Source organism: Micromonospora sp. NPDC049049 (genome assembly GCF_040649115.1).
Classification (GTDB): Bacteria; Actinomycetota; Actinomycetes; order Mycobacteriales; family Micromonosporaceae; genus Micromonospora.
The window spans coordinates 220,414-244,086 of record NZ_JBEZEX010000006.1; the positions used below are offsets into that span (position 1 = coordinate 220,414).

Below are 23,673 nucleotides of genomic sequence, written 5' to 3' on the forward strand. Positions count from 1 at the left end.
CCCACTCCGTGCCCACGCTCGACCACACCGACCTGCTCCTGCCGCCCGAGCCGGGCCAGCGCGCGCTGGCCCGGGAGCTGTACGCCCTGGCGGCGGAGCAACCCATCATCTCGCCGCACGGGCACGTCGACCCGGCCCTGCTCGCCGAGGACCGACCCTTCCCGGACCCGGCGCAGCTGCTCATCGTGCCCGACCACTACCTGACCCGGATGCTGCTCAGTCAGGGCGTACCCCCGGCGGATCTGGGGGTGCCCACCCGGGACGGCAGCCCGGTGGAGACCGACGGCCGGGTGATCTGGCGACGCTTCGCCGCGCATTGGCACCTGTTCCGGGGCACCCCGTCGCGACTGTGGCTGGAGCAGACCTTCCGCACCGTCTTCGGGGTGCACACCCCGCTCCGCCCGGGCACCGCCGACGCCATCTACGACGAGATCGCGGCCCGGCTCGCCGAGCCGGACTTCCGGCCCCGGGCGCTGTTCGAGCGGTTCGGCATCGAGGTCCTGGCGACCACCGAGTCGCCGCTGGACGACCTCGCGCAGCACGCCAAACTCGCCGCCGACGGGTGGGGCGGGCCGGGCGGCCGGGTGGTCACCACGTTCCGCCCGGACGACGTGGTGGACATGGAGTTCGAGGGCTGGTCGACCAACGTGGACCGTCTCGGCGACCGGGCCGGCGAGGACACCGGCACCTACGCCGGCTACCTGGCGGCGTTGCGGGCCCGACGCGCCGCGTTCATCGCCGCCGGCGCCACCTCCTCCGACCACGGCCACCCCACCGCGCGCACCCTGGATCTGACCCCGGCCGAGGCCGAGCGGCTCTACGACCGGGGTCGGCGCGGCGAGGCCGACGCCGCCGACGCGGAGGCGTTCCGGGCGCACATGCTCGTGGAGTTCGCCCGGATGTCGCTCGACGACGGCCTGGTCATGCAGCTGCACCCCGGCGCGGTGCGCAACCACAACCGGTGGTTGCACGCCCGGCACGGTCGCGACGTCGGCGGCGACATCCCGCAGGCCACCGAGTACGTGCACGCGCTCGCCCCGCTGCTGGAACGCTACGGCAACGACTCCCGGCTGCGACTGGTGCTCTACACCCTCGACGAGGACACCTTCACCCGCGAGCTGGCGCCCCTCGCGGGCGGGTACGCCGCGCTGCTGCTCGGCGCGCCCTGGTGGTTCCTGGACTCCCCGGAGGTGCTGCGCCGGTTCCGGGAGGCGGTGACCGAGAGCGCCGGCTTCTACAACACCACCGGGTTCGTCGACGACACCCGGGCGTTCTGTTCCATCCCGGTACGCCACGACGTGGCCCGCCGGGTGGACGCCGGCTTCCTGGCCCGGCTCGTCGCCGAGCACCGGCTGCCCATGGACGAGGCCGCGGAGACCATCGTCGACCTGGCGTACCGGCTGCCCAAGCGGGTCTTCAACTTCGGAAGGGCTGACCAGTGACCACCACCATCACCTCCGTCGAGGTGCACGACGTGCGGTTCCCCACCGCCGCCCGAGGCGACGGCTCCGACGCGATCAACCGGGGCGACTACTCGGCGACGTACGTGGAGCTGGGCACCGATGCCGGCCCGGCCGGCGCCGGGTTCACCTTCACCAACGGCCGGGGCAACGAGATCACCTGTGCGGCGGTGCGTGCCCTGGCGCACCACGTCCAGGGGCGCACCATCGAGGAGATCACTGCCGAGCCGGTGGCGTTCTGGCGCTCGCTCAGCGCCGACGTGCAGCTGCGCTGGCTGGGCCCGGAGAAGGGCGTCATCCACATGGCGACGGGCGCGCTGGTCAACGCGGTGTGGGACCTGCGGGCCACACTGGCCGGCAAGCCGATGTGGCGCTTCCTCGCCGACCTGCCTACCGACGAGCTCGTGGCCAGCGTCGACTTCAAGCACATCACCGACGCGCTCACCCCGGACGAGGCGGCCGCCATCCTCGACAAGGGACGCGACGGGCTGACCGACCGGTTGGCCACCCTCGAACGTGACGGTTTCCCGTCGTACACCACATCGGTCGGTTGGCTCGGCTACCCCGATGACAAGGTGCGGGCGCTGACCCGGCAGGCGTACGCCGACGGCTGGCGGGCGATGAAGATGAAGGTCGGCGGCCCGCTCGCCGACGATCTGCGGCGGGCCCGGATCATCCGGGAGGAGATCGGCCCGGACGCGCTGTTGATGATGGACGCCAACCAGGTCTGGGACGTCGACGAGGCGATCACCGCGATGGCGGCGCTGGCCGAGGTGGACCCGTACTGGATCGAGGAGCCCACCCACGCCGACGACATCCTCGGGCACGCCCGGATCGCCCGCGCGGTGGGCGAGTTGACCGGCGGTCGCTGCCGGGTGGCCACCGGTGAGGTGGCCGCCAACCGGGTGATCTTCAAGCAGCTTCTTCAGGCCGAGGCGATCGGGGTGATGCAGGTCGACGCCGCCCGGGTCGGCGGCGTCAACGAGGTCCTGGCCGAGCTGCTACTGGCGGCGAAGTTCGGCGTGCCGGTCTGCCCGCACGCCGGCGGCGTCGGCCTCTGCGAGTACGTCCAGCACCTGGCGATCTTCGACTACCTGCGGGTGGGCGCCGGTCTGGACGGTCGGATGATCGAGTACGTCGACCATCTGCACGAGCACTTCGTCGATCCGGTGCGGACCCGCGGTGGCCGCTACCTGCTGCCCGAACGGCCCGGTTACAGCGCCACCATGCAACCCGCGTCGATCGCCGAGTTCCGCTTCCCGGACGGCCCGGCATGGCAGTGACCGTCGGGGCCTCCCGGCTCGGCCTGGGCATGCTGCGCCGGCTGCCCGCCGAGGCCCGCCCGCTGATCCGGCCGGGCACCGTGCCGACCGGCGTCGTCCACCTGGGGTTGGGCGCGTTCCACCGGGCCCACCAGGCCGTGTTCACCGAGGCGGCGGTCGGCGCGGCCGGGGGTGACTGGGGCATCGTGGCGGTCGCGCCGCGAAGCACGGCGGTGGTCGAGGCGATCGCCGCGCAGGACAACCTGTTCAGCGTCAGCGCCCTTTCCGCGGCCGGCAGCTCCACCCGGGTGGTGGGTGCGCTGAGCGGGGTCCGGCACGCGCCCAGCGACCCGGACGCCGTGGTGGCGTTGCTCGCCGACCCGGCGGTCCGCGTGGTGACCCTGACCGTCACCGAGAAGGCGTACCACCTCGACCCGGTGACCGGCCGACTGTCCGCGGACTCGGCGCTCGCCGCGGACCTGGCCGGCGGCCGAGCGCCGACCACGGTGCCGGGGCTGCTGCTGCGCGGGCTGGCCGCCCGGGCCGCCGCGGACGCCGGTCCGGTGGCTCTGGTGAGCTGCGACAACTTGCCGGCCAACGGTCGTCGACTGCGCGGCATGCTCGACCAGGCGGTCGGCCGGGCCGGCGGGGTGCCCGCCGGGCTCGTCGAGTGGGTGGCCGGCAACGTCACCTGCCCGGGCACCATGGTGGACCGGATCGTGCCGGCCAGCACCCCGGAGACGATCGAGGCGGCCCGGCGGGCGCTCGGCGTGACCGACCTGGCCGCCGTGGCCGCCGAGCCGTACGCGCAGTGGGTGATCGAGGACGACTTCCCCGGCGGCCGGCCCGGCTGGGAGTTCGCCGGGGCGGTGCTCACCGACGACGCCGGCCCGTGGGAGCGGTTGAAGCTACGCGCCCTCAACGGGGTGCACTCCGCCATCGCCTACCTCGGAGCGTTGGCCGGTCGGGAGACCATTGCCGACGCGCTGGAGATCCCGCACCTGCGTGACGTGCTGCGCCGGCTGATCGCCGAGGACGTGGCGGCCAGCTTCACCCCGCCGGACGGGGTGCGGGTGGTCGACTACGGCGAGCAGGCCCTCGCCCGTTTCGGTAACCCGGCGATCCACCACCGCACCCTCCAGGTGGCTATCGACGGCTCGCAGAAGCTGCCGCAACGCGTCCTGCACACCATCGCCGACCTGCGCGCGACCGGCCGGTCCGCGCGCTGGGGCGCGCTGGTCGTGGCGTCCTGGTTGCGCTTCGCGCTCGGGTACGCCGACGACGGCCGGCCGTTGCCGTTCCAGGACCCACTGGCGGGGCCGATCCGGGCCGCCCTGGACGCCGGCTCGCAGAGCCCGGCGGGCGCTGTCGACGCGGTCTTCGCGCTACGCGACGTCATCCCGGTGGAGGTGGCCGAGGACGACGAGGTCCGCGCCGATGTGATCGCCTGGCTGACCGCGTTGGAGCGGCACGGCGTCGAGGCCACCCTGGCCGGTGCGCGGTGAGCGGGTCCACCCGGGCCGGTCGGCGGTGAGCGGGCCCACCCCGCCGCCCCGGGTGGCGGTGATCGGGGCGAACGGGCACGGTCGCTGGCACCGGCGGGTCATCGCGCCCCTGCACGCCGCCGGTCGGCTGCGGTTGGTCGCCCTGGTCGACGTCCGACCGGTGGAGGACGACCCGGCCGCCCCGGTGCCGCCCGGGGTGGCGGTGTTCACCGACCACCGGACGATGCTCGCCGCCACCCGACCGGAGGTGGTGGTGATCTGCACGCCTCCGCACACCCATCTGGCGATCGCCCGCGACGCCCTGGCCACCGGCGCGGATCTGCTGCTGGAGAAGCCGCCGGTGCTGTCGCTGGCCGAGCACGAGGAGCTGACCTGGGCCCTCACCGCCGCCGGTCGGGTGGCCCAGGTCGGCTTCCAGGCGCTCGGCTCGGCGGCCCTCACCGCGCTGACCGACGCGCTGGCCGCCGGCCGGCTGGGCACTGTCACCGGCATCTCCACCGTCGCCGCGTGGCTTCGGCCGGACGCCTACTACGCCCGCTCCCCCTGGGCCGGTCGACGGACGGTGGACGGCCGGCCGGTGCTGGACGGCGCGCTCGTCAACCCACTCGCGCACGCGGTGATGCAGTGCCTGGCGATCGCCGAGGCGCTCGCCGGGGCGACGCCGTGGCCGGTCGCGATCGAGGTGGAACGCTATCGGGTCCGGCCGATCGAGGTGGAGGACACCGCCGTGTTGCGGGTCCGGTTCCGCGCCGGGCCGCCGGTGCTGGTGGCGGTGACCCTGGCCGCCGAGGAGTTCGTGGCGGGCGAGGTGGTGGTGACCGGTACGACGGGGCAGGCGGTGCTGGAGTACCCGACCGACCGGCTGCGCCTGCCCGGGGACGTGGTGACCCGCCGGGTGCCGGGGCGGCTGGGGCTGCTGGAGAACCTGCTCGCCCACCGGGTCGACCCGTCGGGCGTGCCACTGATCGCGCCGCTGGCCCGTACCGCGCCGTTCACCGCGCTGCTGGACGCGTTGCGGCCCGCGCCGGAGCCCCGGCTGCTCGACGGCGAGTTGGTGACCACCCTCGGCGAGGGCGGGGAGCGGGTCCGCCACCTGCGGGGCGTCGTCGACGTGTTGCGCCGGGCGGCCGAGCGGGGGGCGCTGCCGAGCGAGCTGGGGGTGCCGTGGGCGTCCGGCGCGTACCGCGCCGAGCTGGCGGGACAGACGAACAACCGACAGGTCCCATGATCAGCGAACGGAGTGAGTCGATGCGCAGAGTCCTCGGCGGCGCCACGGTTGTCGCCCTTCTCCTCGGCGCCGCCCCGGCCGCCGCCGCTGCCCGTCCGGACGTCCCGTCCGCCGACCGGCTCTCCTGGTTGGCCGACCGCCTCGGCCGGCAGACACTGCCCGAGCGCGACGGTTGGGCGGCCGACGGCCCCGGCACCACCGGCGGCTCGGCGGCCACTCCCGAGCGGAGCCGGGTGGTCCACAGCCGGGCGGAACTGGTCGCCGCGCTGGGCGGCGACAACGCCGGTAACGCCGCCGACGCCACCCCGAAGCTCATCTACGTCGACGGTGCGATCGACGGCTTCGAGGGGCCTGACGGCACGCCGCTGAGCTGCGCCGACCTGGCCGACCCCGGATACCGGTTGGACGCCTACCTGGCCGCGTACGACCCGTCGGTGTGGGGACGTGTGCCACCGAGCGGGCTACTGGAGGAGGCGCGGGTGCGTTCGGTGACCAACCAGACCCGGCAGACCCAGATCAATGTCGGGCCGAACACCACGATCGTCGGGCTGCGCGGCGCTCGACTGACCGGCCTCACCCTCATGATCGACCGGGCGTCGAACGTCATCGTCCGCAACCTGACCCTCGTCGACGCCCGGGACTGCTTCCCCGCCTGGTCGCCGACCGACGGCGAGGCCGGCAACTGGAACAGCCAGTACGACCAGATCTCGGTACGCCGCAGCGAGAACGTCTGGGTCGACCACAACACCTTCACCGACGGCGACAACCCCGACAGCGCCCAGCCGGTGTACTTCGGTCGGCCGTACCAGGTGCACGACGGGTCGCTGGACGTCACGCACACCGCCAGCCTGGTCACCGCCTCCTGGAACCGCTTCACCGGTCGGGACAAGCTGCTGTTGATCGGCTCGTCCAACACGGTCGGCCCGGACGTGGGCCGGCTGCGGGTCACACTGCACCACAACCTCTTCGACGGCGTCCTGCAACGGCTGCCCCGGGTGCGTTTCGGTCAGGTCGACGTCTACAACAACCACTACCGCCTCGGTGGGGACGACTTCCAGTACGCGCTCGGCATCGGTGTCCAGTCGGCGATCTACGCGCAGAACAACTTCTTCACAGTGGACGCGGCGGTCGACCCGGCGGACCTGCTCTACGACTGGGGCGGCACCGCGGTCACCGAGCGGGGCTCCTGGGTCCGTCAGGGCGGCGCGGCCCGACCGGTCGACCTGCTGGCGGCGTACAACGCGACACATGACCCCGACCTGGCCGCGGACGCGGGCTGGACGCCCACCCTGCGCCGCGACCCCGTGCTGCCAGCGCCGCTGGTCCCCCTCCTGGTGGGCCCGCTCGCCGGCGCCGACCGGCTGCCGATCTGACGGCTCGGTGCGCCCGCGACTCGCGGTCGGGTCGGCGACGTACGGGCTCATCGATCTGGTGAAGATCGGCTATAAGTGACGCATGGACTTCCCGCCGCACCTGGGCAGCATGCCGATGCACGCGATCACCGAGATCCACGGCGAACCGGGCCTGCTGGAACGCTTCCGGTTGGAGGTCCAGCAGTTCGACGATGCCGCCCGGGCGCGGTTGACCGCCGCGCTCGACCTCGCCGCCGAACTGCACCGCGACGATCGACGCGTCCGCGAGCCGTACCTGAACCACCTGCTGCGGGTGGCGATCAGGCTGATGCACCACTACCAGGTGCGGGACGTGGACGTGATCGTCGCCGGTCTGTTGCACGACGCGGTGGAGGACCATCCGGTCGAGCTGGCCGACGGCGAGCCGGGCACCGACCCGACCGGGGCCGCGCTGGCCGCGCTCGCCGCGCGGTTCGGGCCTCGGGTGGCCACCCTGGTCGCCGCCGTCACCAATCCGGTGTACGACCCCGAGCGGGACCGCAACGCGCAGTACCGGGAGCATCTGGCGGTCAGTCTGGACCGGGAGCCCTGGGCCCGGGTGATCAAGGTGTCGGACTTCACCGACAACGGGGTGGGCGTGATCCACACGGTCGGGCCGAAGGTGATCTCGTCGGCCCGCAAGTACCGCCCGCTGGTGCCGCTGTTCCGGGATCTGATCGGCCGGCCGGACACCCCGTTGTCGCCCGCGGTGAAGCGGCACATCTTCGGCCAGCTGGACCTTGCCGAGGAGCGGTTCAGCGCCATCCTCGACCAGCCCGCGTCGAACTGACGGCTGTCGCGTCACCCGACCGGGTTCGACGACAGGTTCGACGAACTGCGAGAAAGACTCGAGCCTTACGGTTGGTTTGCGCCAGATGAGAGGAAATGCCCCTCTCGACTGATTTTGGGCGCGTCACCAATCGAGAGGATTCGGACCATGCGCGACCTTTCCCGCCGCGATCTGCTCAGGGCGACGGCCGTCGGCGCCGGAGCGGTCGCTGTCCCGAGCGTGATCGCCGGCAGCTCGGCCATCGCGGCCGACGGTCCCCGGTGGCCCTCCGACACGACGTTCCCGCCGGCTCAGCTGACCGGCCGGATCGTCCGCCCGCAGAGCCCCGACTACGCGGAGGCCAGCCTCGGCTGGGACGAGCTGTTCGTGCACTACCCACTGGTCATCGTCTTCGCTCAGGAGACCCAGGACGTGGTCAACGCGCTCACCTGGGCGCGCCAGCACGACGTGGCGCTGCGGGTACGCAGTGGCCGGCACAACCTGGAAGGCTGGTCGAACGTCGACAACGGCATCGTGATCGACGTCAGCGAGCTGAAGGACGTCCACATCGACACCGCCACCCGCACGGCGAAGGTCGGCGCGGGGCTCACCCAGTCGGAGGCGGTAACCGCCCTCGGCGAGCACGACCTCGCGGCGACGACGGGCACGGAGGGCACCGTGGGCCTCTCCGGCGCCACCCTCGGCGGCGGCTTCGGCTTCCTCACCCGCTATCTCGGGATGGCCTGCGACAACCTGATCGGCGCGGAGATCGTCGTGGCGGCGGGCGCCGACGGGGCGAAGGTGCTGGAGGTGGACCAGTGGAACTACCCGGACCTGCTCTGGGCGCTGCGCGGAGCGGGCAACGGCAACTTCGGGATCGTCACCTCCCTGACCTACCAGGTCGCTCCGCTCACCAGCGTCGCCTACCTACAGGTGAGCTGGCCCGGTCTCGGCGACCTGCACGAGGTCTTCGACGCCTGGCAGCGTGTAGCACCCTTCACCGACCCCCGCCTCGGCACCCAGGTCGAGGTCCACCCGACCGAGATCCTGCTGTTCGCGGTGCTCGCGGACGGGTCCGAGGCGGAGGCCAGGAGGCTGCTGGCGCCGATCCTGTCGATCGGCAACCCCACGGTCACCGTGCAGATCGGCGGCTGGGGCGACGTCTACGCCGGCTTCCAGATCCCGACCGAGGACGAGCCCGCGAACTGGAAGTTCTTCTCCCAGTTCACCCGCGAGCCGTTCCCGGCGAAGGCGGTCAGCATCATCAGCGAGTTCATGCGGAAGGCGCCCTCGCCCGACAGCAACTTCTTCACCCAGGCCTTTGGCCGGGGGGCGCAACGACAGGAGCCCTTCGGCGGCTCGGCGTTCCCGCACCGCGACGCGCTCTTCTACTCGGAGCCCGGCGCGGGCTGGGGCACCCGCGGTGAGCCCGACAGCGGCGACGCCATCACCCCGATCGCCCAGACCTGGATCGCCGAGTTCAGCCAGGCACTGCGGCCCTACGTGGACGGCGCCTACGTCAACGTGCCGAACATCGGCATGGCCGAGTGGGAGAAGGCCTACTGGGGGCGCAACTTCCCGCGGCTACGCAAGATCAAGGCGAAGTACGACCCGCACAACGTCTTCCAGTACGAGCAGAGCATCCCGCCCGCGACGCAATGACCCTAAGGACCGGCGGTGCGGGTGACTCCGACCCGCACCGCCGGGCCGTCACTTACCGTGAGTCTCCGTTGCCGTTGCCGTTGCCGCCGATGGCAGGGCTGGGCAGCGGTCACGATCGCACTGCCTCGTCGAGGACGACGCGCAACGGATGCGGGGCGCTGGCGGCGAGGTCGCCGAGCACGGCGAGCAGCAGGCGGTACTGATCGGACGGCTCGTCGACCAGCAGCTGGCCGGCGTCGGTGATCAGCACTGTGAGCGGACCGGTGTCGAGCCGGTCCCGGAGCACGTCGGAGAGAGCGTCCCAGGTGTTCCCCAGGTACGTCGGCAGGGCCAGCACGGCGGCGAGCGCGGCGAACAGACCGGCCCTGGTCCGCGTCGTCGTTCCGGCCAGCACCACCGCGCCGGGCACGTCGAGGGCTCCGTCGCGGCAGACGATCAGCCAATCGGGCACCCGACCCGCGTCCTCGTCGACCATGACGTTCCTCCTGATCTGACCGGGGGGCGGCATCTGACCGGGGCGACGACGCCCCGGCGGGGCCAGCCGACAGTCGCGGCCGGCCGGCCCCCAGGCCACTCAGAGCCGGTAGAAGTCGGTGTAGTGGTTGGGCGAGAACCAGGTGACGCCGGTGCTGCGGTTCACCACGATCCGGTACGCATCCCGCGCGGCGCCCTGGGTGCGCGGGTAGACGTCGTACTCGTGGTAGGTGGCGTTGGTGGGCAGTTGACCCTCGTAGTTGTAGAACTGGCCGCCGGCGAAGTTGGACTTCCCGCCGCTCCAGGAGTACCAGCCTCGGCTGGTCGGGAACCCCTTGGCCGACCAGCCCGAGCGGGCGGTGCGGGCGTCCGCGCAGCGGCTCATGGTGCAGGAGCTGTAGACCGCCGCCGAGGCCGGGTCGGTCAATCGAGGCGAGACCACGGACGGGCCGACCAGCGCGGCGGCGACCATGGCGAGGAGCAGGGCGAGGGTGGTGGTACGCCGGCGGATCGCGCCGAGCGTGGCCAGCGGGGACACGAGGGTGGACACAGGCTGCCTCCAGACCATCCAGTTCATCGATCCGCGTGATTGTCGGACCGGACCCAGTCTCACCGTTGACGCTCGACGGCAACACCCCTCGGCGTCCCAACTGCTCCACAATGCTCGGTGAACCGCGAATGATTTGTTTCAGCGCACCCGGGCAGGATGTCGTCTGCGGTTGACCGCCACCCGACGAGCATGGCCTGGATCGTGTCGACATGCCGTCCGCTCGGTGACGGCGTGGCGGCGGACATATCGGTCACCGGTTGTTAGCGTGAAACGCGGATCCGTGACCGTGGAGGGGTGCCATGACGGACGCCCCCGACGGGAGGCCCAGGCCCGCGGACCAGTGGCGACACCGGGGCGTACGCGGGTTGACCATCGCCCGCGATGCCGCTGTGCACGGCTGGCGGTGGTGGGCGCGTAGCTGGGATCGGCTGGTCGCCGCGCTTCAGGACGAGGCGCCCGTCGGCTCCGCGGCCCCGCCGTCGCCGTCCGGTCCACTGGTCGAACAGCGCGACGCGCCCCGGCTGATCGCGGTCCCCGCTCGTGGATACGTGTACTCGTTCTACGTCCGCGCCACGTTCGCCTGGTCGTCGCCTGCGAGCCTGCGGGCCGAGGTGCTGAGCTGGTACGTGCAGTACTTCCAACCGAACGCGGTCCAGCGGCTGACCCGTCTCGCCGCCGACGCCGCCCGGAACCTGCCGCCGAACCGGGCAGCGGACCTGGAGGTGGCGTTGCAGCGGGCGCTGGCCGAGGATCCCCTGTGGCACTACCAACGGGGCGACATCACGCTGACCTGCCGCCCCGACGCCGCCGTACGACTCGACGAACGGATCCTGCCGGCGCTTCAGCCGCACGTCGACCGCATGGTCGAGCTGGAGTACCAGTTCGACGAGCAGATCCGAAGGGCCCGGTACGCCGAGGAGCTGAGCCGTCGATGGACGGCCATCCTGGACGATCACACGGACGACGACGACCTGGCCGACGCCCACGACCACATGCTCACGGCGCAACGAGAAGCCGCACGGTGGATCGCCGAACTCCTCCACCGCCACGCCAACCCCGCACCAGAGTCGGCACCAACGCCCAGGATTCCCCCACAAACCCACCCCACCCCGACGCCCGCCCCACCAGCCCCCGAGTAGCCCTCCCGCCTCCCTCTCTCCCCCATGATCAAGTGATGAAAAGTAGGTGTGGGGGGCCTGTGGGAGCTATTTCTCATCACTTGATCATGGAGCGGGTGCGGTTGGCGAGGATGGCGAGGATCTCCTGACGGACCTGGGCCGGATCCACGGTGAGGCGGCGGTGGGTGAAGCGGACGACGAGGATGCCGACGGTGGCGAGCAGGGCGTCGCGGCGGAGGTCGATCTCGCGTTCGGCCGGATCGCCGTGGCTGGTCGCGCCGTCCAACTCGATGTTGACCCGTTCCGCCTCGGCGAACATGTCAAGGTAGATCGTCCGGGCACCGACCCGCACCCGCGCCTGCCGCGTGAACGTCGGCATTCCCGGTCCGGTGAAGACGTGGTCGTGGCCCCAGATTTCCAACGAGCTGCGGCACCCGGCGGCGAGCCGGTCCAGCAAACCGCTCAGTGCCCCACGGTCGGGCATTCTCGCCACCTCGGCAAGGGCGTCGGCCAGGCGCGGCGGCGTGGTCATCCGATCGTTGACCGCGCGGATGAGCACACTCGATCGGTCGATCGGCGGCAGCAGCGGCCAACAGTCCACCAGGGTCCGGTCGAGCCGGGTGACCGGCAGTCCTCCCCGTGTCACCACCTGCGGCGGCGCGACCGCGAAGTCGGACCGGTGGGCTACGACCAGATGCGGCCGGTCACGCAGGCCTGATCCTCGCGGCAGGTCGAGATACACCGGCTCGCCCGGTGGCTGGCGGCGTAGACCCCACACGTCGAGCGCGGTCAGGCGGCTCAGCGCCCCACGCTCGTCAACGTACGCCAGCGCAGCGCGTCGGGCGACGTCCCGCTCGACCCGGGCCAGCATCGGCAGGTCGACGTTGGAGTTGCGGATCAGCGCGGCGTCGCCGTAGACCCCGGGTAGCAGTCGGATCAGCAGGTCCGCCCGCCGGGCGGTCTGGATCTTCCACGCCGGGGTCACCCGCACCATGTACCGTCGAGTGACCAGCCCATCGCCACTGACGAGGAGCGATTGAATCAGCGCATCCACCGCCTCACCCTGGCGTGATGCGCAGCCCTGCGAGGGCTGCTGTGGACAGCGGAGGCACCTGTGGACAGCCGCTCGGATCGCGGTCGATTGTGGTAGACGCCCGTCAAGCGACAGTCCGCGCTCGCCCGCTGGCGCTGGGACAGCCTGGTTAATGCGTTCTAACCGCCGAACTTCAGCGCCTGCCGCAGATCCACGTCCAGGCTCTCGTTGTACTGCGGATCGGGCTCAGCCCCGGCAGCGCTGAGGACGGTGCTGAAGAAGCATCTGGCACCAACGGCGAGGATCACGTGGAAGATGTCCGTGTCATCGAGACCGTGACCACGCAGGCTCTCGACGTCGGCCTCGGTGACGGAGTTCGCGTCGGCCGCGACCTTTCCGGCGAAGTCGACGACTGCGACCTCCTGTGCGGAGAGACCGGCGCTGCCAGTGTCTGACGCGATGGCGGCGACGGTTGGCGCGTCGAAGAACTTGTCGCGTAGGACCTTCCCATGCGCCAGGCCGCAGTAGGAGGATTTCAGGGCCCGGGCTGCGGCGAGCGTCACCAACTCATAGCGGCGCAGCTCCATCCCGGCCTTCACCGAACCGTTGAGCTGCTGCCATGCCAGGTACGCCGCTGGGCTCTGGGCGAACAACCTGGTGTAGTTGGGCAGATAGCCCATCGCCTTCGTGTCGGCATCGAACATCCGCTCGGTGTCCGCCGACTGCTCTGCCTGCTGCAGGAAACTCATCCGGCTCCTCCCCATGCTTGACCCGGACGGTACGCCGCGGAGCCTGCGGACGCTGTCAGGAAATCGGTCGGCGCGCCCGAACCATGCCCGCGGCCGGTAACCTCGCGCGCGCACTGATGGATCAGCTACGTAGCCGCCCATTCCATGGCGAATGGCCGCCGCCGGTTGGTCGACCCGGCGGCGGCCATTCGGCCCCGAAAGCGCCCGTCCAGACAGGTGCGCGCGCTAGTAGGTGAAGGTCCAGAGGAAGTAGAAGCCGGGGGCGTTGGGGCCGTACTGGCGGTACTCGCAGTAGTACCAGCTCCACAGGCCGGTCCGAACACCCTCGCTGCCGTAGCTGTTGCAGAACTGACCGTCGGAGTAGACGTTGCGCAGCGTGCCGCCCGGTGGATCCGCCGCAGCCGGAGTGGCGCTGAACCCGACCACTCCGCCCAGTGCCAGGGCCACCGCCGTCGCCAGGGTCGCCCATCTGCGTCCGCGCATGAAGCCTCCTCATCACTGTCCACGGCGCATGGCGGCTCCGCGTTGAACCGAGACCGGGACATCGAAGTTCGTCAACGCAAAGGCTCGCATGGGCGCGTGTGGTCTGGCTCCCGACAACGGGTGGCGCCACCGCGATGATCCGCCAGCGCGATCTCCGTCGAATGGGCATCAGCCCTGAACACGGGCCAGCCACGGTGACGCCCAGCGATCCCACTTCCACGGCGACGTCACATGGGCCGGTTGTGGTCGACCCAACACCCGCCCGCATCGGGTCCACGGAACCGCCGCACTCAGGTGGTGGGTACCTCCGGCATCGCGGTGGACCGGTCGACCAACGCCTGCCGCAGCGTCGCGGACTGCTCCACCGACCCCCCGCGCACCCCGAGACTGCGCCGGGCCGCCCGGTAGTACCCGTCGCGGGCCTCGTCGACGCGGGTCAGCATCCCCGCCACGTCCGATGGCGGCTCGACGATTCCACGAGCGAGCCGTTCTACCTGCCAGATCGCGTCCCGCCAGTTGGCGGCGGCCGAGACAGTCGGCTCGTCGCCGAGCAGCAACAGGTTCTCCCAGACGATGGTGCGCCGAGCGTCCGCCTCAGCCAGCCGGACCAGCCCCTCCTCGCGGTCGATGGGGTGGCTCCGCGAACCCGGCCGGTGGGCGGCTGTGAGTCGCAGCGCCACTGCGTGACTCTCCTTGAGGGCGTGCGCGTAGTCGACGTACGCGTCGAGCCGCCGCTCGTCCCAGCGGACGCTCTGGCTGCGACGCCATCGGGCGCGGTCGGCGAGGGAGGTGGCGAGGATCGTGCCCACGGTGCCAACCAGGACGCCGAGAAGCGCCGGAAGCTGCGTCAGAAGGTCGCTCACGCGCTAGAGGCTGCCAGCCCCATGCAACGTCGGCATGTCGAGTTTCTGAGCGGTCAGCGATCATCGGGATGCCCGAGCCGTGGGTCAGGAGGGGACGTCGCGGTGGCGGAAGGCGGCCACGCCGACGGCGAGCAGGGCCGCGGCCACCGCCGCCAGCACCACCAGGGGAAGCGCCGCCGGGTCGACGGCGGGCACGGCCGGCACATGGGTGTACGGCGAGACGTTGAGCGCTGCCTGCGGCAGCTCCAGCACCGCGCCGAGCTGCCCGAGGAGCAGGAAGACCAGCAGCGCCGTCCAGGACAGCACCACCGACCAGCGGGGCAGCAGCCCGAAGATCGCGGTCACCACCCCGGCGATCACGAGCAGGGCGGGCAGACGCAGCAGCGCGGCACCGCCCAGCTCGACGGCCTGGCCGAGTGGGTCTCCGGTGACTATGCCGTAGCCGAGGCCGGTGGTCACGCCGGCGAGGAGCAGCAGGGCGACCGCGCCGAGCGTCGCGGCGAGCACCTGGGTGCCGAGCCAGCGGGCTCGGCTGACCGCCGTGGCGAGGGCGGCCTCCAGCACCCCGTCGGCTTCGTCGCCGCGTACGCGCAGCAGGGCCTGAACGACGTACGCGCCGATGGTCAGGGCGAAGAGGTTGAGCATCGCGGCCAGGTACGCGTTGATCAGGTTCGCTCCGCCACCCATCGCGTTGATCGCTTCGGCGGCGGCCGGATTCGCGTCGATCATGTCGTTGAACTCGTCGGCGGCGACGCCCATGGAGAGGCCGAGCACGGCCACCCCGACCGCCCAGCCGAGCAGCGTGCCGCGCTGCGTCCGCCAGGCCAACCCGGTGGGGCTGAGCAGCCGTGGCGCGCCGGTGGCCGGGCCGCGTCGGGGGGCGATCAGCCCGGCGCCCTGGTCGCGTCGCTCGGCGAGGGCGTACGCCAGCGCCACCCCGGCGAGCAGCAGCGCGACAGGTAGGGCGAGCACCCACCAGCGTTCCCCGTCGAAGGCTCGTACCTGGTTGCCCCAGCCGAGTGGGGAGATCCACGACGGCCAGGCGCTGCGCACGCGGGTGCCGTCGGCGCTCTGTTCGCCGAGCACGTCGCCGGCGGCGCGCAGCACGAAGGACAGCCCGACGGTGGCGGCGGCGAGCGCGTTGGCGCCGCGTGAGGTGACGGAGAGCTGGGCGGTGACCGCGGCGATCGCGGTGAAGGCGACCCCGACGCCACCGATCGCGGCCGCTGCCGCGACGGAGCCGGCGAGCGGCAGACCGGCGCCGACCAGGGCGACCGCGAGCAGCACGGCGGCCAGGGTGTTCGCCGCGCCGATGACGAGCAGCGCGGCGGTGAGCGGCGCGTACCGGCCGACCACGTTGGCGCCGAGCAGTTCGGCGCGGCCGGTCTCCTCGTTCTGGCGGGTGTGGCGGGTCACCGCGAAGGTGCTCATCAGCGCGACGATCAGGGCCAGCGTCACGTACGTCTCGGCGACGACCACGGCACCGAGGTCGGTGCCGTGGATGGGGCCGTTGAAGGCGCGGGCGACCAGACTGGACGCCGAGGTGGTGGCGTAGCCCAGCCGGGCCTCCTGGTCCGGGTAGATGCCGGCGACGCTGCCGGCGAGGGCGTAGCCGAGCAGGGGCGTGCCGAGGATCCAGATGGCGAGGCGGATCCGGTCGCGGCGCAGCACGAGCCGGGCCAGCCGGGTCGTGCCGGTGAGGGCGCTCATCGGGCACCGCCCTGCGGCGCGTCAGCCGGCACACCGGCGGCAGATCCATCGGCCGACGCGGCGGCGCCAGGACCGTCGGCCGACCCAGCAGCGGCGCCGTAGCCATCGGCCGACGCGGCACCGGCGGCAGGACCAGCGACCGACCCAGCAGCGGCGGCGGGGTCGTCGCCGTAGTGGCGGAGGAAGAGCTGCTCCAGGGTGGGTGGTGTGCTGGTCAGCGCGCGGACGCCGAAGCGGATGAGCTGGCCGAGCAGCTCGTCCAGGTGGGCGGGCTCGACCTCCAGGTGGGTGCGGCCGTCGACCTCGTGCACGTCGTGCACACCGGGCAGCGCGTCCAGGCCGGTGACCGGGCGGGCGGTCTCGACGGTCACCGCCGTGCGGGTGAGGTGGCGCAGCTCGGTGAGGGTGCCGGACTCGACGGTTCGGCCTTCGCGGATGATGCTGACCCGGTCGCAGAGCGCCTCGACCTCGGCGAGCACGTGGCTGGAGAGCAGCACCGTGGCGCCGGCTTGCTTGACCCGCCGGACCTCGTCCTGGAACACCGCCTCCATGAGGGGGTCGAGGCCGGAGGTCGGCTCGTCGAGCACGTACAGCTCCACCGGGGAGGAGAAGGCGGCGACGATGGCGACCTTCTGCCGGTTGCCCTTGGAGTAGGTGCGGCAACGGCGGGTCGGGTCCAGGTCGAAGCGGTGCAGCAGTTCGTCGCGGCGGCGGCGGTCGAGGCCGCCGCGCAGTTGACCGAGCAGGTCGATGGCTTCCCCGCCGGTAAGGTTCGGCCAGAGGTTGACGTCACCCGGCACGTACGCCAGTCGGCGGTGTAGGCGGACCGCGTCGCGCCACGGGTCGGCGCCGAGCACCTGGGCGTCGCCGGAGTCGCGGCGGAGCAGCCCGAGCAGGATCCGGATGGTGGTGGACTTTCCGGAGCCGTTGGGCCCGAGGAAACCGTGCACCTCCCCCTGCTCGACCTGCAGGTCCAACCCGTCGAGTGCCCGGATCGCGCCGAACGTCTTGACCAGGTTGCCGATCGAGATGACGGGCATGGCCCCTCCTGCCGTTGGTTACGTCGACCGTCACCACTGTACTGACCAACGGTCAGTCGAATCAACGGTGATGGTGCCCACCGGTCAGGGCGTCGCTAGGCTGGCCGGCATGACCGCCGATCCCGCGGACGACACCCGTACCCGGATCCTGCGCGCCGCGCTCGACCTGTTCGCCGAACACGGCTACCAGCGGACCTCGCTGCGCCAGATCGGCGAGCGGCTGCGGCTCACCAAGACCGCGATCCTGTACCACTTCCCGGCCAAGGAGAACCTCCTCGCCGCCCTGGTCGAGCCCCTGGTGGCAGACCTGGAGGCGCTGCTCGACTCGGCCCAGCATCAGCCCACCGAGCTGGCCCGGTGGACGGTGCTGGAGGGCTGGGTGGACGTCATGCTCGCCCATCGCCGACCGCTCGGCATGCTCTTCCACGACATCGCGCTGGTCGGCCGGGGCGACACGTACCACCGCCTGATGGTGATCGCGATGCGGGCCAACGACCTCATCGCCGGCCCGGACGCCGGGCGTCGGGAGCGGGTCCGGGCGGTGCAGGCGGTCGCGGCGTGCAGCGATCCGATCGTCTTCTTCACCGACGTGTCCGACGAGGTGCTGCGCGCCGACATGCTCGACGGCGTACGCCGACTGCTGGCCCCGCTGCCTGCGGACCCCGCGGCCGAGCCGCACTCAGACGCGACCCTCGGGAGCGCGACCCCGACGCTGCCGGCGGGCGCGGCCAGCGGGCCGGCGAGCGGCGCGGGAAGCCGCCGTCGGCGTCCGGGGCGGCCGCCCGCGCTGGGCCGGGAGCAGGTCGAGGCGGCCCGACGGATGCACGCGGCGGGCACCCACTCGGTGGACGCCATCGCCGCCGAGCTGGGCGTCTCGCGGGCCACCGTCTACCGCCACCTGACCGCGTAATAACGAGACAGTTGCGAGACTGTTTCGAGACGGTTGTGATTCGGCGTTCAGGCCGCCAGCGTGGCGTAGCGGCCGTTGCGGTCCAGCAGGCTGTCGTGAGTGCCGGCCTCGACGATCCGACCGTGGTCGAGCACCGCGATCTGGTCGGCCTCGCGCACGGTGGAGAGCCGGTGCGCGATGGTGATCGTGGTGCGCCCCTGGGCGAGCACGTCGAAGGCCCGCTGTACGGCGCGCTCGGTCTCGGTGTCCAGCGCGCTGGTGGCCTCGTCGAGGACCAGGATGCGCGGGTCGCGCAGCAGCGTCCGGGCGATGGCGAGGCGCTGCTTCTCACCGCCGGAGAACCGGTGCCCACGTGAGCCGACCATGGTGTCGTACCCGTCGGGCAGCCCGGCGATCAGGTCGTGGATCTGGGCGGCGCGGGCGGCGTCCTCGATCTCGGTGTCGGTGGCCTCCGGGCGGGCGTAGCGCAGGTTCTCCCGGACTGTGGTGTGCAGCAGGTACGTCTCCTGGCTGACCACGCCGACGATCGCGGCCAGGTCGGCCAGGCGCAGGTCGCGCAGGTCCACGCCGTCGACGGTGATCCGGCCGGCGGTCGGGTCGTGCAGCCGGCTGACCAGCCCGGCAAGGGTGCTCTTGCCGGAGCCGGTCTCGCCGACCAGGGCGAGGCTGGTGCCGGCGGGCACGTCGAGGGTGATCCCGGCGAGGGCGGCGGTGTCGCTGCCCGGGTAGCCGAAGGTGACGTCCTCCAGGCGCAGGTGGCCGCGTACCCGGGCGGGGTCGAGGTGGACCGGCTCGGTGGGGTCGGCCACGTCGACCGGTAGGTCCAGGTATTCGAAGATCCGGGCGAAGAGCGCCAGCGAGGCGGTGAGCGAGACGCCCACGTTGAGCAGGCCCATCAACGGTCGGAACAGGCCGCCCTGCAGGGCCGTGAAGGCGACCAGGGTGCCGATGCTCAGCGTGCCGGCGGTGCCGGGCAGCCCGGCGGCGAGGTAGATGACCGCCGGTACGGCGGCGAAGATGATGCTCATCGAGGCCATCCGCCAGCGGCCGGCCAGCTCACTGCGCAGCTCCAGGTCGACCAGTCGTGCCGAGGAGGCGGTGAACCGGTCGATCAGCGCCGGGCCGGTGCCGAGGGTCTTGGCCAGCTGTACGCCACTGATCGAGAGCCCTTCTTCCACTGTGACGTTGAGGTCGGCGAGTTCGCGTTGCCGTTGTGCGGTGATCTCGCGGCGCATCCGGGCGACCCGCCGGGTCAGCCAGATGGCCGGCGGCAGCACCACGAGCGAGACCAGGGAGAGCTGCCAGGAGAGCGCGACCATGGCGACCGTGGTGGCGACCACGGTGGTGAGATTGGCGGCGACGGCGGTGGCGGTGGAGGTGACCACCGACTGCATGCCGCCGATGTCGTTGGTGATCCGGGACTGCACCTCGCCGGTGCGGGTGCGGGTGAAGAAGCCCAGTGACTGGCGCTGGAGGTGGCTGAAGACGTCGGTGCGCAGCCGGTGCATGACCCGCTGGCCGACCTGGGTGGAGATCCAGGTCTGCACGACGCCGAGGGCGGAGGTCACCGCCGCGACGGCGACCATGCCGACGACCAGCCAGACCAGCAGCGTCACGTCGCCCTGCGGCAGGGCCCGGTCGATCACGGCCCGCAGCAGGAACGGGGTGGCCATCGCGATGATCGAGGAGACCACGATGATCGCGATGACGGCGGCCAGCGCGGGTCGGTGGGGGGTGAACAGGTGGCCGATGCGGCGCAGCGACACCTGACGCGCCTGCGTCTTCTCTTCGGCGCTGAGGGTGCGGTGGCCGCGGTCGCGGCCCATGGGGGTGGGTTCCAAGGGGGCACTACCCTTCGTCGGCGATATTGCTGAGGTTACCTCATCATGAGGTAGCAACCACATCTGCTGCTACCGTATTCCGGTGACCGAGCACACCGTCGACAGCGCCGACGACGAGAGCCTGGCGGAGACGTTCTGGGCGGTGGCGTCCCGTCTGCGCCGGCAGACCCGGGACTCACTGGTGCCCTGGGACGTCACCCCCAGCCAGTCCCGGGCCCTCGGCGTGCTGGCCCGGCACGGCGAGGTACGCCCCGGCACCCTCGCCGAGCACCTGCGCATCGCGCCCCGCTCGGCGACCGAGGTCGTCGACGACCTCCAGACCCGAGGGCTTGTCGAACGCCGGCCCGACCCGGCCGACCGTCGGGCGACCCTTGTCGCGCTCACCGAGGAGGGCAACCGGGTCAGCACCGCCATCCGGGCCGCGCGCCGGGCCGAGGCGGACCGCTTCTTCGGCCACCTCGACGACACCGACCGCGCCGAACTGGCCCGCATCCTGCGCACCCTGCGTACCTGAGACCTGTGGGTTTGCCCGCCCCACACCCGGGTAACCTGCGCCCCCCGTTCGCACGGCGGGGCCCCCGCCACCACCAGTCGGGGAGACGCCACAGGAGGACGCGCATGTCTGCCCTGACCCATCACCGTCCCGGCTGATGTGCGGGATCAGCGGGGAGGCGCGATTCGACGGTCGCTCGCCCGACGCGGCGGCGGTCACCCGGATGACCGAGGCGATGCGCTCACGAGGGCCGGACGACGAGGGCCTGTTCGCCAAGGGCTGGGTGACCCTCGGGCACCGTCGACTGACCATCATCGACCTGTCCGAAGCGGGCGGGCAGCCGATGGTCCGCGACGACCTGGGCCTGGCGCTGGTCTTCAACGGCTGCGTCTACAACTACCCGGAGCTGCGCGAGGAGTTGCGCCGGGCCGGGTACGCCTTCCACTCCACCAGCGACACCGAGGTGATCCTGGTGGCGTACGCCCACTGGGGTGAGCGTTTCGTCGACCACCTGGTCGGCATGTTCGCGATCGGGCTGGTCGACCGGGTCCGGCGGCGGCTGATCCTGGCCCGCGACCGGCTCGGCATCAAACCGCTCTACCTCGCCGAGACACCGGGCCGGCTGCGGTTCGCCTCCACCCTGCCCGCGCTGCTGGCCGCCGGCGACGTCGACACCGGCATCGACCCGGTGGCGCTGCACCACTACCTGTCCTGGCACTCCATCGTGCCCGCGCCGCGGACCGTGCTGCGCGGCGTGCGCAAGCTCCCGCCGGCCACCCTGCGGGTGATCGAGGCCGACGGGGCCAGCCGCGAGGAGGTCTACTGGCGACCCGACTACCTGCGGGAGCCCGCCGACGCGGGGATGGACGCCGCCGACTGGCGGGCCGCGATCGGCGACGCGCTGCGCGCGGCGGTACGCCGACGGCTGGTCGCCGACGTGCCGGTGGGGGTGCTTCTCTCCGGCGGACTGGACTCCAGCCTCATCGTGGCGCTGCTCGCCGAGGCCGGCCAGCAACACCTGCGGACGTTCAGCATCGGCTTCGACAGCCGCGACGGCGAGTCTGGCGACGAGTTCCACTACTCCGACCTGGTGGCCCGCGCGTACGACACCGACCACCACCGGATCCGGCTGGCCGACGACGACCTGGTGCCCGCCGTCCGACGGGCCGTGCTGGCGATGACCGAGCCGATGGGCAGCCACGACGTGGTCGCCTTCCACCTGCTCTCCGAGCAGGTGGCGCAGCACGTGAAGGTGGCCCAGTCGGGGCAGGGCGCCGACGAGGTGTTCGCCGGCTACGGCTACCACCAGCCACTGGTCGAGGCACCCCGGCACGGCGCCGCCGAGACGTTCGCCGCCGCGTTCTTCGACCGCGACCACGACGAGCTGCGCCGCATCGTCGGCCCGGCGTACGCGCTGGAGCACGACGCCAGCCGGGACCTGCTCACCGGGCACCTCGCCGCGCCCGGGGCGCAGACCGCGCTGGACGCCGTGTTGCGGCTGGACACCCACCTGATGCTCCCCGACGACCCGGTCAAACGGGTGGACAGCATGAGCATGGCGTGGGGTCTGGAGGTGCGCACACCCTTCCTCGACCAGGACCTGGTCACCCTGGCCGCGCACTGCCCGCCGGAGCACAAGGTCGGCCAGGGTGGCAAGGGCGTGCTCAAGGAGGTCGCCCGGGAGGTGCTGCCGGCCGAGGTGATCGACAGGCCCAAGGGCTACTTCCCGGTGCCGGCGCTGCGCAACGTGGACGGCCCGGTGCGCGAGCTGGTCGCCGAGGCGTTGCAGGCGCCGGCCGCGCGCGAGCGCGGGCTCTTCCGCCCGGAGTACGTGGCACATCTGCTGGCCGATCCGGACCGGGCGGAGGCCGCGGCCGGCAGCAACAAGCTGTGGCAACTCGGCCTGCTGGAGCTGTGGCTCCAGACCCACGACATCCGCTGACCCCGGTGGGCCGTGACGGGCGGCCGGTCAGCTGGCGGCGGTGCGGGCGATCAGATCGTCGAGGACCACGCGCAGCTCTCCGGCGCGCTCCAGCACCCGCCGCTGCCGGGTGGCGCCGGTGCCGTCGCGACGCAGCCGGGCGAGCTGCGCCAACACGTACCCGAGGTCGCCGTGGCGCAGCAGGGCCGGAGCGATCACCGCCATCATCTCGTCGACGAGCGCCCAGGCGGGCCGGGTACCACCGGCACGCAGGTCGATCAGCTCGCCGTCGAGACCGTCGTGGGCGGCCCGCCAGTGCGCCGCGGCGACCAGGCAGTCCCGGACGTTCGGCGCGTCCACCCCGGCGCGTACGTCGTCGGCGAGGGTGGCGACGAGGGATCGGACCAGCGCGGCGACCAGCACCGCGTCGTCGACCTCGGTGCAGACGTCACCGACCCGCACCTCCACCGTCGGGTAGGTAGACGACGGCCGGGCGTACCAGTAGACCATCGCCGCGTCGAGCATGATCCCGGCGGCGATCAGCTCGTCGACGGTGCTGTCGTAGTCGGCGCCGGAGTCGAAGTACGGCGTCGGTCCGATGCTGGGCCAGCGTTCCAACTGCATCGAGCGCCAACTGGCGTGCCCGGTGTCGTACCCGTCGTGCAGCGGCGAGTTGGTGGTGATCGCCTGCACCACCGGCAGCCACACCCGCAGGTGGTTGCAGACCTGCACGGCCAGTTCCCGGTCGGGCAGGCCGACGTGCACGTGGCAGCCGCACACCGCCGGGTCGTGGGCCACCGGCCCGTACCGGCGCGACATCGCGTGGTAGCGCGGTTCGTCGGGGACCGTCCGGTGCGGCTCGGCCACCGGGGTGGCACCGACCGCCACCAGCCGAGCCCCGGCCGCCGTGGCCGCGTCGGCGGCGGAGCGGCGCAACGCCACCAGGTGCGCGCGCAGTTCGGTGAGGTCGGCGCAGACCGGGGTGACCATCTCCACCATGCTGTGCCGGAACTCCTGGCGGCTCTGCTCCCGGGCGGGGCCGCGCAGCGCGGCGAGCACCTGGTCGGCCACCGGTAGGTTCCGGCCGCTGTCCGGGTCGAGCAGCAGGAACTCCTCCTCCACGCCGAGCGTGAGGGTGGACAGGTCGGGCGCGGTGTCGACGGCGGTCGGTCGGTACGCCATGGCCCCTCCCATCCACTGCTGCGGCGGAG

At 72.1% G+C, this 23,673-nt stretch carries 20 protein-coding genes and 1 pseudogene; 11 read left to right on the forward strand and 10 right to left on the reverse strand.

Annotated features, from left to right (window positions below; genetic code table 11):
• Nucleotides 1–8 precede the first annotated feature (8 nt).
• From uxaC to AB0B68_RS09625, 7 genes are all read left to right on the forward strand, one after another.
• Nucleotides 9–1,442, forward strand: a complete 1,434-nt coding sequence (gene uxaC / locus AB0B68_RS09595) for a glucuronate isomerase (protein WP_357258937.1) — start codon at nt 9–11, stop codon at nt 1,440–1,442.
• On the forward strand, nt 1,439–2,743 hold the full coding sequence (locus tag AB0B68_RS09600) for an enolase C-terminal domain-like protein (protein WP_357258940.1): 1,305 nt from the start codon (nt 1,439–1,441) through the stop codon (nt 2,741–2,743). Before uxaC ends, AB0B68_RS09600 begins: the two co-directional genes overlap by 4 nt.
• Complete coding sequence (locus tag AB0B68_RS09605) at nt 2,734–4,227, forward strand: mannitol dehydrogenase family protein (RefSeq protein WP_357200863.1); 1,494 nt, start codon at nt 2,734–2,736, stop codon at nt 4,225–4,227. Before AB0B68_RS09600 ends, AB0B68_RS09605 begins: the two co-directional genes overlap by 10 nt.
• Complete coding sequence (locus AB0B68_RS09610) at nt 4,217–5,455, forward strand: Gfo/Idh/MocA family oxidoreductase (RefSeq protein WP_357258943.1); 1,239 nt, start codon at nt 4,217–4,219, stop codon at nt 5,453–5,455. The genes AB0B68_RS09605 and AB0B68_RS09610 overlap by 11 nt, the downstream gene beginning before the upstream one ends.
• Before the next feature lie 20 nt (nt 5,456–5,475).
• Nucleotides 5,476–6,828, forward strand: coding sequence for a pectate lyase (locus tag AB0B68_RS09615; RefSeq protein ID WP_357258946.1), 1,353 nt, complete (start codon nt 5,476–5,478; stop codon nt 6,826–6,828).
• An 82-nt stretch (nt 6,829–6,910) separates the two neighbouring features.
• The gene (locus tag AB0B68_RS09620) at nt 6,911–7,636 is read left to right on the forward strand and encodes an HD domain-containing protein (protein WP_357200871.1); all 726 of its coding nucleotides are present in this window, start codon (nt 6,911–6,913) and stop codon (nt 7,634–7,636) included.
• A 147-nt stretch (nt 7,637–7,783) separates the two neighbouring features.
• On the forward strand, nt 7,784–9,277 hold the full coding sequence (locus AB0B68_RS09625) for an FAD-binding oxidoreductase (RefSeq protein WP_357258949.1): 1,494 nt from the start codon (nt 7,784–7,786) through the stop codon (nt 9,275–9,277).
• Between the two features lie 109 nt (nt 9,278–9,386).
• Here AB0B68_RS09625 and AB0B68_RS09630 read toward each other — a convergent pair whose 3' ends face one another.
• Nucleotides 9,387–9,752, reverse strand: coding sequence for a barstar family protein (locus tag AB0B68_RS09630; protein WP_357258952.1), 366 nt, complete (start codon nt 9,750–9,752; stop codon nt 9,387–9,389).
• Nucleotides 9,753–9,851: 99 nt separating this feature from the next.
• A complete protein-coding gene (locus AB0B68_RS09635; RefSeq protein ID WP_357188211.1) occupies nt 9,852–10,301 on the reverse strand; it encodes a ribonuclease domain-containing protein in 450 nt (149 codons plus the stop codon).
• A gap of 299 nt (nt 10,302–10,600) precedes the next feature.
• Between AB0B68_RS09635 and AB0B68_RS09640 the strand changes: the two genes are divergently transcribed.
• Nucleotides 10,601–11,440: a hypothetical protein gene (locus AB0B68_RS09640; protein ID WP_357258956.1), complete on the forward strand. Its 840-nt coding sequence runs from the start codon at nt 10,601–10,603 to the stop codon at nt 11,438–11,440.
• A gap of 76 nt (nt 11,441–11,516) precedes the next feature.
• Here the strand turns inward: AB0B68_RS09640 and AB0B68_RS09645 are convergent, their stop codons facing one another.
• From AB0B68_RS09645 to AB0B68_RS09670, 6 genes and pseudogenes are all read right to left on the reverse strand, one after another.
• On the reverse strand, nt 11,517–12,473 hold the full coding sequence (locus tag AB0B68_RS09645) for a DUF559 domain-containing protein (protein ID WP_357258959.1): 957 nt from the start codon (nt 12,471–12,473) through the stop codon (nt 11,517–11,519).
• A gap of 158 nt (nt 12,474–12,631) precedes the next feature.
• Nucleotides 12,632–13,201, reverse strand: a complete 570-nt coding sequence (locus AB0B68_RS09650; RefSeq protein ID WP_357200888.1) for a peroxidase — start codon at nt 13,199–13,201, stop codon at nt 12,632–12,634.
• A gap of 225 nt (nt 13,202–13,426) precedes the next feature.
• Nucleotides 13,427–13,684 carry a hypothetical protein gene (locus tag AB0B68_RS09655; protein ID WP_357200891.1) on the reverse strand — a complete coding sequence of 86 codons (258 nt, stop codon included), beginning with the start codon at nt 13,682–13,684 and terminating at the stop codon, nt 13,427–13,429.
• Nucleotides 13,685–13,974: 290 nt separating this feature from the next.
• Complete coding sequence (locus AB0B68_RS09660; RefSeq protein ID WP_357200894.1) at nt 13,975–14,547, reverse strand: hypothetical protein; 573 nt, start codon at nt 14,545–14,547, stop codon at nt 13,975–13,977.
• A gap of 84 nt (nt 14,548–14,631) precedes the next feature.
• Nucleotides 14,632–16,257: an anibiotic ABC transporter gene (locus AB0B68_RS09665; protein ID WP_357200897.1), complete on the reverse strand. Its 1,626-nt coding sequence runs from the start codon at nt 16,255–16,257 to the stop codon at nt 14,632–14,634.
• A 170-nt stretch (nt 16,258–16,427) separates the two neighbouring features.
• A pseudogene (locus tag AB0B68_RS09670) lies at nt 16,428–17,297 on the reverse strand (ABC transporter ATP-binding protein); the annotation flags it as partial.
• 109 nt (nt 17,298–17,406) lie between these two features.
• Between AB0B68_RS09670 and AB0B68_RS09675 the strand changes: the two are divergent.
• Nucleotides 17,407–18,207: a TetR family transcriptional regulator gene (locus tag AB0B68_RS09675; protein ID WP_357200900.1), complete on the forward strand. Its 801-nt coding sequence runs from the start codon at nt 17,407–17,409 to the stop codon at nt 18,205–18,207.
• A 47-nt stretch (nt 18,208–18,254) separates the two neighbouring features.
• Here the strand turns inward: AB0B68_RS09675 and AB0B68_RS09680 are convergent, their stop codons facing one another.
• Complete coding sequence (locus AB0B68_RS09680) at nt 18,255–20,033, reverse strand: ABC transporter ATP-binding protein (protein ID WP_357200903.1); 1,779 nt, start codon at nt 20,031–20,033, stop codon at nt 18,255–18,257.
• Nucleotides 20,034–20,130: 97 nt separating this feature from the next.
• Here AB0B68_RS09680 and AB0B68_RS09685 point away from each other — a divergent pair, with 97 nt between their 5' ends.
• Both AB0B68_RS09685 and AB0B68_RS09690 read left to right on the forward strand, forming a co-directional pair.
• The gene (locus AB0B68_RS09685) at nt 20,131–20,562 is read left to right on the forward strand and encodes a MarR family winged helix-turn-helix transcriptional regulator (RefSeq protein WP_357200906.1); all 432 of its coding nucleotides are present in this window, start codon (nt 20,131–20,133) and stop codon (nt 20,560–20,562) included.
• 136 nt (nt 20,563–20,698) lie between these two features.
• Nucleotides 20,699–22,483, forward strand: coding sequence for an N-acetylglutaminylglutamine amidotransferase (locus tag AB0B68_RS09690; protein ID WP_357200909.1), 1,785 nt, complete (start codon nt 20,699–20,701; stop codon nt 22,481–22,483).
• A 27-nt stretch (nt 22,484–22,510) separates the two neighbouring features.
• On the opposite strand, the gene AB0B68_RS09695 is transcribed toward AB0B68_RS09690, so the two are convergent.
• Entirely contained in the window at nt 22,511–23,644 is a 1,134-nt protein-coding gene (locus AB0B68_RS09695; protein ID WP_357200912.1) for a glutamate--cysteine ligase, read from the reverse strand.
• Nucleotides 23,645–23,673 lie beyond the last annotated feature (29 nt).

Excerpts from the sequence above, each read along its gene's own strand:
- AB0B68_RS09640 (WP_357258956.1), top strand. The coding sequence starts at position 10,601 with ATGACGGACGCCCCCGACGGGAGGCCCAGGCCCGCGGACCAGTGGCGA.
- AB0B68_RS09655 (WP_357200891.1), bottom strand. The coding sequence starts at position 13,684 with ATGCGCGGACGCAGATGGGCGACCCTGGCGACGGCGGTGGCCCTGGCA.
- AB0B68_RS09690 (WP_357200909.1), top strand. The coding sequence starts at position 20,699 with ATGTGCGGGATCAGCGGGGAGGCGCGATTCGACGGTCGCTCGCCCGAC.
- AB0B68_RS09630 (WP_357258952.1), bottom strand. The coding sequence starts at position 9,752 with ATGGTCGACGAGGACGCGGGTCGGGTGCCCGATTGGCTGATCGTCTGC.
- AB0B68_RS09695 (WP_357200912.1), bottom strand. The coding sequence starts at position 23,644 with ATGGCGTACCGACCGACCGCCGTCGACACCGCGCCCGACCTGTCCACC.
- AB0B68_RS09675 (WP_357200900.1), top strand. The coding sequence starts at position 17,407 with ATGACCGCCGATCCCGCGGACGACACCCGTACCCGGATCCTGCGCGCC.
- AB0B68_RS09605 (WP_357200863.1), top strand. The coding sequence starts at position 2,734 with ATGGCAGTGACCGTCGGGGCCTCCCGGCTCGGCCTGGGCATGCTGCGC.
- AB0B68_RS09665 (WP_357200897.1), bottom strand. The coding sequence starts at position 16,257 with ATGAGCGCCCTCACCGGCACGACCCGGCTGGCCCGGCTCGTGCTGCGC.
- AB0B68_RS09625 (WP_357258949.1), top strand. The coding sequence starts at position 7,784 with ATGCGCGACCTTTCCCGCCGCGATCTGCTCAGGGCGACGGCCGTCGGC.
- AB0B68_RS09680 (WP_357200903.1), bottom strand. The coding sequence starts at position 20,033 with ATGGGCCGCGACCGCGGCCACCGCACCCTCAGCGCCGAAGAGAAGACG.
- AB0B68_RS09615 (WP_357258946.1), top strand. The coding sequence starts at position 5,476 with ATGCGCAGAGTCCTCGGCGGCGCCACGGTTGTCGCCCTTCTCCTCGGC.
- AB0B68_RS09620 (WP_357200871.1), top strand. The coding sequence starts at position 6,911 with ATGGACTTCCCGCCGCACCTGGGCAGCATGCCGATGCACGCGATCACC.
- AB0B68_RS09650 (WP_357200888.1), bottom strand. The coding sequence starts at position 13,201 with ATGAGTTTCCTGCAGCAGGCAGAGCAGTCGGCGGACACCGAGCGGATG.